The sequence below is a fragment of the Alteromonas sp. CI.11.F.A3 genome, assembly GCF_032925565.1.
In the GTDB taxonomy this organism is placed as follows: Bacteria; Pseudomonadota; Gammaproteobacteria; order Enterobacterales; family Alteromonadaceae; genus Alteromonas.
The window spans coordinates 2,934,333-2,949,711 of record NZ_CP136708.1; the positions used below are offsets into that span (position 1 = coordinate 2,934,333).

At 44.1% G+C, this 15,379-nt stretch carries 11 protein-coding genes; 7 read left to right on the forward strand and 4 right to left on the reverse strand.

The window, feature by feature from the left end; all coding sequences use genetic code 11:
- Positions 1-206 precede the first annotated feature (206 nt).
- From R1T43_RS12680 to R1T43_RS12710, 7 genes are all read left to right on the forward strand, one after another.
- Positions 207-614 (forward strand): MerR family transcriptional regulator, encoded by a 408-nt coding sequence (locus tag R1T43_RS12680; RefSeq protein WP_211070682.1) that lies wholly within the window; start codon positions 207-209, stop codon positions 612-614.
- Positions 611-1,780, forward strand: coding sequence for an isovaleryl-CoA dehydrogenase (locus R1T43_RS12685; protein WP_211070681.1), 1,170 nt, complete (start codon positions 611-613; stop codon positions 1,778-1,780). Before R1T43_RS12680 ends, R1T43_RS12685 begins: the two co-directional genes overlap by 4 nt.
- Before the next feature lie 75 nt (positions 1,781-1,855).
- Positions 1,856-3,463, forward strand: a complete 1,608-nt coding sequence (locus tag R1T43_RS12690) for a carboxyl transferase domain-containing protein (protein WP_317349393.1) — start codon at positions 1,856-1,858, stop codon at positions 3,461-3,463.
- Between the two features lie 16 nt (positions 3,464-3,479).
- Positions 3,480-4,274, forward strand: a complete 795-nt coding sequence (locus R1T43_RS12695) for an enoyl-CoA hydratase/isomerase family protein (protein ID WP_317349395.1) — start codon at positions 3,480-3,482, stop codon at positions 4,272-4,274.
- A complete protein-coding gene (locus R1T43_RS12700; protein WP_317349399.1) occupies positions 4,271-6,376 on the forward strand; it encodes an acetyl/propionyl/methylcrotonyl-CoA carboxylase subunit alpha in 2,106 nt (701 codons plus the stop codon). The genes R1T43_RS12695 and R1T43_RS12700 overlap by 4 nt, the downstream gene beginning before the upstream one ends.
- A gap of 14 nt (positions 6,377-6,390) precedes the next feature.
- Positions 6,391-7,335 carry a hydroxymethylglutaryl-CoA lyase gene (locus R1T43_RS12705; protein WP_317349402.1) on the forward strand — a complete coding sequence of 315 codons (945 nt, stop codon included), beginning with the start codon at positions 6,391-6,393 and terminating at the stop codon, positions 7,333-7,335.
- Positions 7,336-7,574: 239 nt separating this feature from the next.
- On the forward strand, positions 7,575-8,555 hold the full coding sequence (locus tag R1T43_RS12710) for a transposase (protein ID WP_317349404.1): 981 nt from the start codon (positions 7,575-7,577) through the stop codon (positions 8,553-8,555).
- A 550-nt stretch (positions 8,556-9,105) separates the two neighbouring features.
- Here the strand turns inward: R1T43_RS12710 and R1T43_RS12715 are convergent.
- From R1T43_RS12715 to R1T43_RS12730, 4 genes are all read right to left on the reverse strand, one after another.
- Positions 9,106-11,739 carry an EAL domain-containing protein gene (locus R1T43_RS12715; protein WP_317349406.1) on the reverse strand — a complete coding sequence of 878 codons (2,634 nt, stop codon included), beginning with the start codon at positions 11,737-11,739 and terminating at the stop codon, positions 9,106-9,108.
- Positions 11,740-11,854: 115 nt separating this feature from the next.
- Positions 11,855-13,015, reverse strand: coding sequence for an MFS transporter (locus tag R1T43_RS12720; RefSeq protein WP_211070675.1), 1,161 nt, complete (start codon positions 13,013-13,015; stop codon positions 11,855-11,857).
- Positions 13,016-13,621: 606 nt separating this feature from the next.
- The gene (locus R1T43_RS12725; RefSeq protein WP_317349409.1) at positions 13,622-14,155 is read right to left on the reverse strand and encodes an SRPBCC family protein; all 534 of its coding nucleotides are present in this window, start codon (positions 14,153-14,155) and stop codon (positions 13,622-13,624) included.
- A 44-nt stretch (positions 14,156-14,199) separates the two neighbouring features.
- A complete protein-coding gene (locus tag R1T43_RS12730) occupies positions 14,200-15,171 on the reverse strand; it encodes a nucleoside hydrolase (protein ID WP_317349412.1) in 972 nt (323 codons plus the stop codon).
- Positions 15,172-15,379 lie beyond the last annotated feature (208 nt).

The window sequence follows — 15,379 nt, forward strand, 5'->3', positions numbered from 1 at the left end:
TAAAAATGTAGACACCCATGTTTAGATAAGCGAACTATCTCACATATGAAAAATTGACGTTAGCAAAATGTTACTTTACCTTAACGTAAAAGGTAATTAACGTTAACGTAAACCTCAATATATTTAGTGTCAAGAATCCCCTTCTATTAAGGGAACGTCTTTTGTAAACGGCATAAGACAACGACATAAGGCCAAAGGTACGTGTTATGAATAACAACGAGAAAGAGTCGGTATTCGCTATAGGTGAACTGGCAAAAGAGTTCGATATAACTCACCGATCCATTCGCTTTTATGAAGAGCAAGGGCTGCTTAGCCCCAAGCGTACCGGGCAGAACCGTGTGTATGACAACAAAGATAGAGTGAGACTAATGCTCATTCTTAGAGGGAAACGATTGGGGTTTTCCTTAGCTGAAGTTAAAACCTTATTCGAAATGTACGACACCAACGCCAATTCCGCCGTTCAACTAGGCACTATGTTGGAAATGACCGCACAAAAACGCGCTGTACTTCATCAGCAGCTTGAAGATATTCAAAGCTTGATGCAAGAACTCGATGAAGTAGAAGCACGATGCCGTGAAGAGCTAGCGGAATTAGAACAAGGAAAAATTGCATGAATACCTCTTACCCTACACTGAACTTTGATCTTGGCGAAGATATTGATTTATTGCGCGATCAAGTCTTTCAATTTGCACAAAATGAAATTGCGCCCTTAGCGGAAGAAGCAGACGCTAATAATCAATTCCCCAATGCATTATGGCCCAAGTTAGGTGAAATGGGATTGTTGGGTGTTACCGTATCAGAGCAATATGGTGGTGCCGATATGGGTTATTTAGCCCATACCATAGCAATGGAAGAAGTGAGCCGAGCATCTGCGGGGATTGGCCTGAGCTATGGTGCTCATTCTAATTTGTGCGTAAACCAAATTTTTAGAAACGGAAACGACGAACAGAGAGAGAAATATCTACCCAAATTAGTGTCGGGTGAACACATTGGTGCGTTAGCCATGAGTGAGCCTAATGCGGGTTCAGATGTAGTGAGCATGAAATTACGTGCTGAAAAACGCGGTGATAAATATATCTTAAACGGCAACAAAATGTGGATCACCAATGGTCCAGATGCCCATACCTTTGTCATTTACGCTAAAACAGACCCACAAGCCGGCCCCAAAGGGATCACCGCATTTATTGTGGAACATGATTTCCCTGGCTTTACCCGTGCACAAAAGCTCGACAAATTAGGCATGCGTTCTTCAAACACCTGTGAACTTGTGTTTCAAGACTGTGAAGTACCTGCAGCAAATATTCTAGGTAAAGAAGGCGAAGGCGTACGGGTATTAATGAGCGGGCTAGATTACGAGCGCTTAGTATTGTCAGGAGGTCCGTTAGGCATTATGCAAGCCTGCATGGACGTGGTTGTCCCCTATATTCATGACAGAGAGCAATTTGGACAATCTATTGGTCAATTTCAACTTGTTCAGGGCAAAGTTGCCGATATGTATACCCAAATGAACGCCGCCAGAGCGTATGTGTATACCGTTGCAAAATCTTGCGACCGCGGTGATACCACCCGAAAAGACGCCGCGGGTGCCATTTTATATTCTGCAGAATTAGCCACCAAGATGGCCTTAGATGCCATTCAGCTTTTAGGCGGTAATGGCTACATTAACGAATACTCCACTGGCAGATTATTAAGAGATGCCAAGTTATATGAAATTGGGGCGGGTACTTCAGAAATTCGCCGAATGCTTATTGGTCGCGAACTGTTCAACGAATCAAAATAAAAACGCGCTCACATTTAACGACAGACTGCGCAGTCTTAGTCATTTCTAAGCTGCGCTGAACAATCAGGAGGGGGTATGCCCGTTCTACGTTCAAAGATAAATACAAAATCAGACACCTTTGTTGCCAACGCGCAGCATATGCAAGCACAAGTAAACGACTTGGTTGCAAAGATAGAACAAGTTTCAATGGGTGGCGGTGCACAAGCTGCCCAGCGCCATCAATCTCGTGGAAAATTACTTCCCCGAGACAGAATTAACGCCTTAATTGACGACAACACACCCTTTTTGGAAATAGGTCAATTGGCGGCGTGGGAAGTGTACGACGATTATGTACCTTGCGCGGGTGTAGTTGCCGGTATTGGCTGTGTGTCGGGTGTAGAGTGCATGATAGTTGCTAACGATGCCACGGTAAAAGGCGGCAGTTACTATCCGCTTACCGTGAAAAAACACTTACGCGCACAAACTATTGCAGAAGAAAACAACCTTCCGTGTATTTACTTGGTAGATTCAGGTGGTGCTAACCTACCCTATCAAGATGAAGTGTTTCCTGACAAAGAACACTTTGGCCGCATTTTCTTTAACCAAGCCAATATGTCGGCAAAGAATATTCCGCAAATTGCGGTGGTGATGGGTTCATGCACCGCTGGCGGCGCTTATGTACCCGCCATGGCGGACGAAAGCATCATTGTAAAAGAACAAGCCACCATCTTTTTGGGTGGACCACCTCTGGTGAAAGCCGCGACAGGTGAAGTAGTAAGCGCCGAAGAGCTTGGAGGTGGTGATGTGCATACCCGTATTTCAGGGGTGGCAGACCAATTAGCGAATAACGATCATCACGCGCTATCCCTTGCTAGAAATGCGGTTTCTAGGCTTAACCGTACCAAAAATGTCGCGTTAGATGTGGCAAAGCCAAAGCCACCTCGTTTCGATGCCAAAGAAATTTACGGCATTGTGCCTGCCGATTCGAAGCAGACTTACGATGTAAGAGAAATCATCGCTCGAGTAGTCGATGATTCAGATTTTGATGAATTCAAACCTTTATATGGCACTACGTTAGTCTGCGGTTTTGCGCGCATCTTCGGCTATCCTGTGGGCATTATCGGCAATAATGGCATATTGTTCGGCGAAAGTGCGCTTAAAGGCGCACATTTCGTTGAATTGTGCGCAATGCGTAAAATACCCCTCGTATTTTTACAAAACATCACCGGTTTTATGGTGGGAAAACAGTACGAACATGGCGGGATAGCTAAACACGGTGCCAAAATGGTGACCGCCGTTGCATGTGCCCAAGTACCAAAAATCACCATTCTAATTGGCGGGAGTTTTGGTGCAGGAAACTACGGAATGTGTGGCCGTGGGTACGACCCAAGATTCTTATTCATGTGGCCTAATGCCCGCATATCGGTAATGGGCGGCGAACAAGCCGCTGGCGTATTGGCCCAAGTGAAGCGAGATCAAAAAGAACGTGCAGGTGAAACTTGGACCGACGAGCAAGAACACGCCATCAAACAACCGGTCATCGACACCTACGAAAAACAAGGACACCCATATTATGCCTCGGCCAGGTTATGGGACGATGGCGTCATCGACCCTGCTGACACCCGCACGGTGTTAGGTCTTTCGTTATCTGCGGCATTAAATCAACCTATACCCGACACCCGCTTCGGTGTCTTTCGTATGTAGTTTGAGGGGAATTATTATGGAACAAGCTGTTACTTATCACGTAGACGAAAGAAATGTTGCCCTTATTACGCTTAACCGCGCAGACAAACACAATGCATTTAACGATGACATGATTGCCACCTTAACCCAGCTATTTACGCGGGCCGGCAACGACAGCAGCATTCGTGCAGTAGTGCTGCAAGGTGAAGGGAAAAGTTTTAGCGCGGGTGCAGACCTTGAGTGGATGAAGCGCATGGCAGGTTTTGATGAAGCAAAAAATCACGCCGATGCGATGACGCTAGCTACCATGCTGCACACCTTATACACCTTGCCCAAGCCTACTATTGCGCGAGTGCAAGGAGCAGCGTTTGGCGGCGCGGTAGGGCTTATCGCCTGCTGTGACATTGCCATTGGTAGCAAATTAAGTAAGTTCTGTTTAAGCGAAGTAAAAATAGGCCTTATTCCCGCCACTATTAGCCCTTACGTGATAGAAGCTATGGGCGCACGGGTTTGCAGACGTTACTTTCAAACAGCAGAAGTCTTTTCTGCCCGCCGAGCAAGACGTTTAGGTTTACTTAGCGAAGCCGTGACCGAAGATGAACTGGATAGCACGATAGACGATATTATTCGCCAAATTTTAAAGAATGGGCCTGTGGCAGTATCGCACGCTAAAGCCTTAGTGCAGCAAGTTGCCAATGCGCCTGTTAATGCTGAATTGCTTGATGATACAAGTAAGCAAATTGCCAAAATAAGAACCTCGAAAGAAGGTCAGGAAGGTTTGGGGGCTTTCATCGAAAAACGTACCCCAGCGTGGCAGGAGAAACTAGCATGATTAAAAAGTTACTGATTGCCAATCGCGGCGAAATTGCATGCCGCGTGATGCGCACAGCGAAAGCCATGGGTATACAAACGGTGGCGGTTTATTCAGACGCCGACGTAAAAGCCTTGCATGTTTTACAGGCGGATGAAGCGGTTTATTTAGGCCCTGCTCCCTCTAAAGATAGCTATTTGCGCGGCACTGCAATTATTGAATATGCCAAGAAACTTGGTGTAGATGCCATTCATCCGGGCTATGGTTTTTTATCTGAAAATGCCGAATTTGCTAAAGCATGTGCCGCGCATAACATTATATTTGTGGGCCCTCCTGCATCGGCCATAGAAGCCATGGGGTCTAAATCTGCAGCTAAGAAAATTATGGAAGCCGCTGGCGTACCTTTAGTACCTGGCTATCATGGTGATGACCAAGACGAAGCTACCTTGAAGCAAGCCAGCGATGCCATGGGCTATCCTGTATTACTTAAAGCTGCTGCCGGCGGTGGTGGTAAAGGCATGCGCCAAGTGTGGAAAGAAAGTGAGTTTTCGGCCGCGCTAAGTGCAGCTAAAAGAGAGTCTATGGCTAGCTTTGGCGATGAGCATATGTTGGTTGAAAAGTACCTCACTCGCCCTCGCCATGTTGAGATACAAGTTTTCTGTGACACCCATGGTAATGGTGTGTATTTATTTGAACGTGACTGCTCAGTACAGCGACGTCACCAAAAGGTGATAGAAGAAGCACCTGCGCCTAATTTTCCTTCCAATATTCGCCAGCAAATGGGTGAAGCGGCATTGCAAGCAGCCAAAGCGATTAATTATGTAGGTGCAGGAACCGTTGAGTTCTTGTATGACGAAGACGGCTCGTTCTATTTCATGGAAATGAATACTCGATTGCAAGTAGAGCACCCTGTGACGGAAATGATTACCGGTGAAGATTTGGTTCGCTGGCAGCTTGATGTAGCAGAAGGTAAAACGCTACCCAAAACCCAATCAGAATTAACGTTAACGGGACACGCATTCGAAGCCCGCATTTACGCCGAAGATCCCAACAATGATTTTCTGCCCGCCAGCGGCACGCTCTCGCTTATCAAGACACCCATGTTATCAACCTCGACTTCCTATCAAAATAGTCAGTCGCTTAACGAGACGCTTAACGAGACACCCACGTTATCTAGTCAAAATTCAGCGAGTAAAGTGCGTATTGATACCGGCGTGCAGCAAGGTGATGACATCAGTGTTTATTACGATCCGATGATATCTAAACTTGTCGTTTGGGGTGAAAATAGAGAGGCTGCGTTAAAACAACTAGTTAGTGCGCTTAAGCAGTATCATATTGACGGCGTGACCACGAATATAGATTTTCTTATCGACGTGGCTTCAAGTACACCTTTCAGTAAAGCTGAACTCACCACAACGTTTATTGATAAATACGCTGACATTTTGTTCAACAACCAGAGCCAATCAGTAGATGTCGAGCTTCCTGCAATAGCACTTTTGTCTGTACTTTCACGCAATCAAGGTACAGCGAAGATTTATTCACTACCATCACCTTGGGGAATTATAGGCTCATGGCGCCCCAACATGGGATATCAAGAGTCCCTGTCCGTTATGGTGAATGATGAAGTTCACTCACTCACAATAAGACATATTGCCGAATCAGGTAATACTTTGAATCAAAAGGCCATTTCTCTTAAGGTAAATACAGATAGCGAAGATATTGAGGTAACGGGTCATATTGTTGGTGATAAGTTAATTGCTTCTGTAGAGGGTGTAAGGCGTACATATCATTTCTCGAACAATGAAGGGCAATTTGGCTTGTTTGGACAAGATTCGCACTGTCACTTTAAGGTCTTAGCACCTGATATGGGAGATGACGACGACAGCCATAATGCTGCAAGCTTAGATGCGCCCATGAATGGTACCGTAGTGGCTCATTTGGTTGCGGTTGGTGCTAGCGTAAAAAAAGATGCACCGTTACTTATTATGGAAGCCATGAAAATGGAGCACAGTATTACTGCGCCTTGCGACGGTGTAGTGCGTGGCTATTTTTATCAACCTGGTGAATTGGTAGATGGCGGCTCAGTGCTGATTGATTTCGATTCTGACTCAAAAGGTGAATGAGTGTGGAAAAATCTATGAAGACACCCACCATAAATTCGGCCACTAAGCCAACGACTCACTTTCCTTCGAAAGTGAGTATCGTGGAGGTTGGTGCCCGTGACGGGCTACAAAATGAAAAGGCGGTTCTTAGCGCGAAGGACAAAATACGCCTCGTCAATTTGCTCAGTGCCAGTGGTTTGAAACGTATTGAAGCTGGCAGCTTTGTTTCTCCCAAGTGGGTTCCCCAAATGGCAGATTCTGACGAAGTTTTCGAAGGAATTAGTCGGGTAAAAGAGGTTGTTTATTCAGCCTTAACCCCTAACCTAAAAGGGTTTGAAGCTGCGTTAGCTGTGGGCGTAGACGAAGTTGCTATATTTGGCGCTGCGTCTGAGTCTTTTTCCCAAAAGAATATAAACTGCTCAATCAGTGAAAGCTTAAAACGCTTCGAGCCTGTCATTGCAGCTGCAAATACGCATAAAATTCCAGTTAGAGGCTACGTGTCTTGTGTGATGGGCTGCCCTTATGAAGGACAAATCGCCAGCGAGTCGGTAGCGCTAGTTTCAAAGGCGTTACATGACATGGGCTGCTACGAAATTTCACTTGGCGATACCATTGGAACCGGCACTCCTGCATCTACGGCTCGTTTACTCGAACACGTTTGCCAGCATGTACCTGGTGCCGACTTAGCCGTTCATTTTCACGACACTTATGGCCAAGCACTAGTCAATATCTACACCGCATTACAATACGGCATATTGAATATAGACAGCGCGGTTGCAGGGCTTGGTGGCTGCCCATATGCTAAAGGTGCTAGCGGAAATGTGGCGACGGAAGACGTTCTATATATGCTAAATGGACTCGGAATTGAAACTGACGTGAGTATGGATAGGCTGCTTGTTGCTACTGAATTCATCTCTTCTGTTTTGGACAGAAAACCAGTGTCTAAAGTAGCTAATGCATTGCTTGCCAAGAAAAACTAATTTCAGGTTTTGTAGGGCTAGGTGCTAACAAAATGCTAACTAGACGCTGTTAACTAGACACCCATCATTTAGGTGAGGGAGCTAAAGAGAACTATCAAGACCCCCATAGTAAAAGTCCACTAACCAGACACTCACAATAAAATAGAAAGTTAATTCGATTAATTCACGCCTAAAATACAGGTTCATGAATGGTTATTGATTGCTACCATGGTTCTATATGAAATTACTGGATGTTAACCGTGCCGCAATCAAGACGCAGCCAAATTAACCTTGCTGATACACCCTATTATCACTGTGTTTCACGCTGCGTCAGACAATGCTACCTATGCGGTGTTGATCAACACTCAGGAAAGAGCTTTGAACATCGAAGAGGCTGGGTCGAGCGTCGCTTACTAGAGTTAGCTTCGGTGTACTCCATTGATATTTGCGCCTATGCGGTAATGAGCAATCACGTTCATGTGGTACTACACGTTGATAAAAAAAGTGCCAATGCCTGGAGCATAGATCAAGTGCTAACCCAATGGCACCGTATCCATAAAGGCACCCTGCTTACCCAAAGGTATCTTAAGGGTGAGCGCCTCTCTGATGCCGAAATAAAAACAGTAGCCGATACCGCTGAAGTTTACCGCCGTCGCCTGTATGACATTAGTTGGTTTATGCGAAACCTCAATGAATTCATTGCTAGGGCAGCTAATACGGAGGACGAATGCACAGGGCGATTTTGGGAAGGTAGATTTAAATCTCAAGCTTTATTGAATGATAGCGCCCTACTTTCCTGTATGGCCTACGTAGATCTAAACCCCGTTAGAGCCAATATAGCGACAACCCCTGAAAACTCTAGGTACACCAGTATTTACTCACGTTTACAGGCACTGAAAGGCAATTCGAAGATCTCTGCCTTACTACCCTTTTCAGGTGAACGTAATCAACGCGATATTAAAGAAATACCTATTAGACTGACTGATTACCTTGTACTCGTTGATACAACGGGAAGAATCATTCGTGATGACAAACCTGGTTATATTAATAGCAATTACGCCCCAATACTATCTCGGTTAGGGATAAGTCAGGTTCACTGGCAGACACTTACAACCCGCTTTGAAAAGTTGTTTAGTTATGCGGCAGGCTGTGAAACTACAATGAGGGGATTTAAGCAAAATACCAACAGGCAGCGCGCAAGGGGGATAAAAAACGCAAAATTACTTTCCAGCGCCTGTTAATACCCATCTTCTGTTTACGGGTATGAGTTAGGTGGCAAAAAAACCTTATTCATTAACCTATATTTATCTTAAAAAGCCGATACCTAGTCCTTTCTTAGCCATAATACTGCGGCTTTATAATCCACTTTTCAGACCACCTAAGTAGCCTTATCCCAACCAAAATATTTGCAGAGCAAAGCGCCTGGTAAATTTCTAGTTCTGCGCGGCTAATAGAGCTATTAAGACACCCATCGTATCTAATTGAGAGTTATCGAGGCACCCACCATATCTACTTGAGTAAGAATGAGACTCATGTCTATATTAGGGTGGGTGTCCCTCGAATCTCTCGAATCTTTTTGTTTCTCTTACTACTTCAGTTAAAATTTAAATATGGGTGTCTTCGTAAAATCAGTTAAAATTTAAATATGGGTGTCTTCGTAAAATCAGATAGCCTTATAAATTAAAACTACCCTAATCCCGTTCTTATGATGGATGTCCCGTTAATTCTATACTTACTATGATGGGTGTCTTGATAACTCGAGTCTCGTGATAACTAGTAACAACTCTCGACTCAAGCAGGTTCCCGATTACCGCTTAGCGCCAACCATGCCTCGTTAGCTTCCCAGGTAGTTAACCATTGAGAAACTTTATTAGCCGGCATAGGCTTGGCTATGCCATAGCCTTGCGCTAACTCACAACCCAAGCGGACAAGGGCAACGCCATGCTCAACCGACTCTACGCCTTCCGCAATTACTTCTCGTTTAAATGTCTTTGCCAATCCAACCACACCTTCAACAATCGCTAAGTCATCGGTGTCGTCTAACATATCTCGCACGAAGCTCTGGTCAATTTTGATTAAGTAAGCTGGCAAACGTTTCAGATAAGTAAGTGATGAGTAACCAGTACCAAAGTCATCTAAAGCAAAGCTCACCCCTAAATCGTGACACGCATTCATTGTCGAAGATACTTGGAAGGTATCTTGCAACGCACTGGTTTCCAGAATTTCTAGCTCTAAATAACCTGGGTCTACGTCAGGGTGAGCCGCTAACAGTGTTTCTAACCGAGAGGTAAAGTTGTCCTGCTGCAATTGATGTGCGCTAATATTCACACTTACGGGTAATAAAATACCGAGTTTCTGCCAGTGCGAAATTTGTGTTAAAGCGGCATCAATAACCCACTCTCCCACTTGCAAGCTGATACAGTGACCTTCAATAATAGGCAAAAATTCTAGCGGAGGAATTAGACCACTTTCGGGATGCTCCCAGCGAATCAAAGCTTCTACGCCAATGACTTCACCGGAACTCATATTCACCTTAGGCTGGTAGTGTAAGACAAATTCATTTCGATCCAAGGCAACACGCACATTATCAATGCTTTTATTATAAGTGTTAATCGCGTTATCTTGCTCTAAGTCGAACTGATGAAATCGGTTCTTACCTCCTTGCTTTGCAACGTACATGGCTTGGTCCGCATGCCGTATCAACTGATCAGCATCTACGTTATCTTGAGGAAAGACAGTGACTCCAATACTCGCTGATACTTGCATCACCGCATCGGCAACATTGACGGGTGCAGAGGCAGATTTAAGAAGTCGATTTAAAACGTGCTCACAGTCACTGAACTCATTCAGGTTAACCATGATTATAATGAATTCGTCACCACCAATGCGCGCAATTGTGTCACCCGCTCTCAAGCTAGCTTTTAAGCCATTTGAGACCTCAACCAAAAACTGATCACCGATATTGTGTCCGTAGTTATCGTTAATCGCTTTAAAACCATCTAAATCCATAAATGCGACAGCTAAGGAATTTTGTTGTAACTGACTGTGCTTAATGGCTTGATTGAGGCGCTTAGCAAGCAAAACTCTGTTAGGTAAGTTGGTAAGCAGGTCATAATGAGCTATCCGTTCTAACTTGCCTTCATTGAGCTTAATTTCTGATATATCGGTTGAAAGCGACACATAGTGTTGAACCTGTCCCTCCTCGTCTTTAACTGCACTAATTGTGACCATTTCAGGATAAATTTCACCGTCCTTACGACGATTCCAAATCTCCCCTCTCCAGTTTCCATCAGTGTTCAGCGTATCCCACATGTTTTTATAAAACTGTGCAGCGTGACGGCCCGACTGAAGAATTCTAGGGTTTTTCCCCAGCACTTCCAATTTGCTGTAGCCGGTGATACGGCACAGCGTATCATTCACTTCAATAATCGTGGCTGAGGCGTCGGTAATAATTATGCCTTCGTTCGCATGAGTGAATACGCTGGCTGCACGCTTTAATGTCTCTTCGGAACGATTTTTTTCGATAGCGATACTCGCTAAACTGGCAGTCTGCTCAATTAGCGCAAGATCAGCATCAGAAGGGTAATTAATACTAGAGTGATAAATAGCGAAAGTGCCAAGCACTGCGCCCTGTGTAGAACGAATGGGTTCAGACCAACAGGCACCTAAATTAGCCCGTTCAGCTAACGCTTTAAAATTTTTCCAGTAAGGATGAGTTTGAATATCTGCAACGATGACACGTTCGTTAGTAAACGCCGCTGTGCCGCAAGAACCTACGCCACTACCTATTTCAACGCCATCGATAGCGTCGACATAAAAATTTGGAAGGCTTGCTCCAGTTTCACTGCGTAAATGACTCCCAGACTCGTCGAGAAGTAAGATACTGCACATCATTTCCGGATTATTAAGCTCAACCACACTGACAATGGCATTCAAAACCACCTTTAGAGGTTCTCCGTTGGTAATGAGCTCTAAAACTTCACTACGAGTAGTTTCTCTTAACTCATTCTGCCTGCGTTTTGTCACATCACGAATTACACCAACAATAAAGCGCCTGTTGTTACGGTCGATAAATCGGCTTAATTTAACCAGTACTACACTTGCTTTATTGCCTTTTCCTTTCAGGGCTTGCTCTATAACTTTATCTTCCCCAGTTTCTAACACTTGCTTGTCGCTCTGCGCTAGCTTCACCAATTCTTGTGGGTAGATTTTATCGGAGAAAGTTTTTCCAATAAGCTTTTTTCGAGAAACGTTCACAAGCTCACAAAAAGCATTGTTAGCAACTAAAAGCTTACCCTCTCCGTCTTTAATAAATACGGGGTCAACTGATATATCTAAAAACGCGTTAAGATAACCCTCTAATTCCTCAGGATCCTTAACTGGCAAGCCTACCGATTCATTTTGTAGTTGGTGTTTATAAGACATACTTGAAACCAAACTTGATTACTAAAGCCATGTTCGCCCAATATCGACTGAGATATAAACTGGGCTCCAGAAATGCAATCACAGTAATTCGCAAAGCGCTTAACCCCCTCTTCTCTTATTTTTCTTCTGGTAATATAAGCGTAGTACAAATAGCCACGGTCAGCATTGCTGCCATAATATACACCACTGAAAAGTCGATAAACGACGATACAATTGCGTACAACCCACCAAACCCAATCAAGATCAGACCTATAGCTGTGTTTGAAAAACCAACTAATTCAGTCCGGTCTTGACCATCTTTAATATCTAGGCTGTAAGTTTTACGCCCTGTTCGTACGCCGGCATGAGCTATTGAAAGAATAAAAAACAAACCTGCAGACAGCCACAAACTTTCAGGCTCCATAGCAAGTAAGCCAGCACAAGCAATTAACGCCAAGACTCCTGACAACTGAAGGGTGAATCGAGCACTCTTATCTGCAATCTTTCCCCATAGAAACGAAGAAAGCATTGACGCTAGGGCTTGTGCAGCAAGATAAAAAGGAAGCAAAGATTTCGCGTTTTGCGAACTTTCCAACATGAAATATGGCGCGACTAGCGCAGAGTGAACAAACAGCCCCCGAACAAAAACGAATCGATATACTGTGTTGTCAAAACGCCAGTTAAACAACGACTTATTTTGAGACTCTTCTATTTCAACATGGGTTTTTATCGAAAACATTAAAAGTAGCGTGATACAAAATGCAAGTGCTGATGAAGCTAGCAAAATGAAGATTGAATAGCCTTCAAGCTCTTTTTCAAAATACACAAGAGGAACTGCAGCGCATAATGTCATCACACCCGACGCAGTAGATGCTAAACCGACTAACTTGCCTCGTTCACCTTTTTGACTAACATCCGCTTCCATGTCTTTTACGGTAAGCGAACTAGCAGAGCGGCCTAAACTTAGAAACACCAGTGATGCGAGTATAATCAACCCCGCCACAGAACCTTCGGTGACAAGTGCGGCAGCTAACATTGTACATATTGCCGAGATTTGTATGGCCATACCTAGCCGCCAAACATGGTGCCTAGCGCTCTTTTTGCGTAAATACACACCAATTAACGCTTGGGGCAACAATGCGCCAGATTCGCGAATTGGCACAAGCCACATCACCATCCAGCTAGGAGCTCCTAAGGAAATGAGTAGTGCAGGTAATGTGGTTTTTGCAGATGCTAGTAAGTCGGCTAATTTATTAAAAGCTAGACCCACTATTAGGCGGCGTTTATTTCCCGACATGCTCTTTCCCAACATGAATTAACACAATTACGATTGTTGCTATCCAACAAACCAACCGCTGATTACTTTAGCGTTACTTAACGGACTTTGTACGAAATAAACCCAAAACTCGATCACGCTGTGTTCAATGGCAATATATCTTACTAACACACTGAATAACCCTAACAATTAGGCCAATTTAAAATACAAATCTAAACGTGTCAGCCTTAGGACAGACTTAGCGAGACACCCATCATAAACTAACTATTTCACAACTCACTTAACTACAACCATCAGTGTTACTTAGAACTTCACCTTATCTGCTTCACGCTAACATGGGTGTCTCTGTAAAAACATTATCGAGTGAACGATAACGTGGGTGTCCTGGTAACACGCTCAAAATCATGGGTGTCTCGTTTACTCTTGTGAGCCGACCTAATCATGGGTGTCTTCATAACGCCAATAACACCATCTAGCTGCACTTTAAATTCCATTCATCTGATTTCTATCGTCCAAAATGAAAAAAGCCAAGTACGCTTTGGAAAATTTCCATATCAGCAAACTCAGCTTAGTCAGAAGTTAAAATCATTTGACACTTTTGCGCTGCGCAAAAGCTTATCGAGGTTACTAGCCTTTATTCTCTACAACCGTTTTTAAGTTTTCTAATCCCATTTCGAAATCTGGGCCTATCATGCCGTCCATCATCAGTACAAAGTAGCGACTGATGATGTTGTTACCTACGTCACCTGAGTCAACCCAGGTTACTTTAGTAGCCTCGCCCGCAGGTGAAATTACCAATGAGCCTGTTGAACCCATTTCCCATTCTGGAAAAGCCAATGAGTAAACCACCTTTTTATTGTGTTCTAAGTCGGTAATTTTCATTTCCCCATTGCCTTCCGTCACGCTTCTCCACGATGACATCATTCCAATAGCTCTATCTGGCCCAGAGTAATCGATTTCCATACTAGGGTCGCGTTGGAACCACACCCCCCAGTTTTGCCATGCCCGCAAATCGACAACATCAGGATAAATCTCTTCAGGCTGCGCATTAATCAAAATACTTCTTTCTACTTTGTATTGCTGTGGAAGGAACAGCCCAACCACGACTACCAAAGCAATCAGTACGCCCACACCTAAAACTATCTTCTTTAAAACTGCCATCTAAAACTCCATGATAATCACATAGGATTAGAAATATATAACAATTATTTAACAAATGGCACTGGTGATTGACAAAACTCTCCGCTTAAATAGTGAATTACCATTTCGCGCACATAGTCTGCTTCCACATTAGACACCCAAGAAATTTGGCTTCCTGAGTTTGCGCAAAGATAGGTTTGACCGGCATTCGGTGTGGTAGTGCTTACCGCAACCTGACCGGTTTCAATACGTAGCTTGTTATCTGGCAAGGCTAAAACGCAGGTAGAAAGAATGTCCCATAAAAAATACGTAAATTCATAAGATGGGATAGACGTTACCGTAGACGCCCAGAATTGACCAGACAGGTCTGAAACCGGCGTATTTGCTGCAGCAAGTTGCTGCAAAAAATCCCAACTAACTGGCAAATCGTTGGTGGCATCTAAAGGTACTAATAGCAGATTTACGCCACTATCTACCAATGCTTTAGTCGCCCTAGGATCCCAATAAGCATTCCATTCGGCTGAACCGTCATGATCGTGCATCGCCACATTACCTTTGACCTTTACGGCCCCTCCCATCCACACCACTTTTTGTACCTTATCTACAAGATCTGGACTTTGTGTTAACGCGGCGGCTAAGTTTGTAGCCGGGCCTGTCATTAATACAGTGACAGGCTCGGCTGCACGAGTTAATGCGCTTTGCATCCAATCATGTGCGGCCTTGGTTTCTACCTTCACTTCATCATGAGACGTACGCAGCATCGTAGGTGTAGCGTGGCACATTTTAGGTTGAGCACGCCATTCAGGCGGAAATGGGTTGGGGCCTGTTAATTGCCCTACACTCACAGGAATATGGGAATTGCCCGTTAATGTAAGAATTTTGCGAGTACTCAATAAAGCATCATCAGGGTAGCAGTCGGCCGGCGTAATAGTTACACCTACCACATTTATATTAGGCAAACGCAGCAAAAGTATTAGCGATAACAAATCGTCAATACCACCATCGTGGTCAAAAATAACTGGGGTAGTAGAAGACATAAAAAATCCCTTAAGAAAAAATAACGTTTTTTTTACATAGTTCATTAAAACGCCATGGCATTATATTTATTCTTGTGTAATATGAAGTTAGGTTATCACAAAACCTAATTTCCAGGGCAATATTCTACTTACAAAGCCCTAGTGCAATCGGTATGAATTACGGTTTTACACATTCATCGACACCGCAAAATTGTGTCTTAAAAAATGG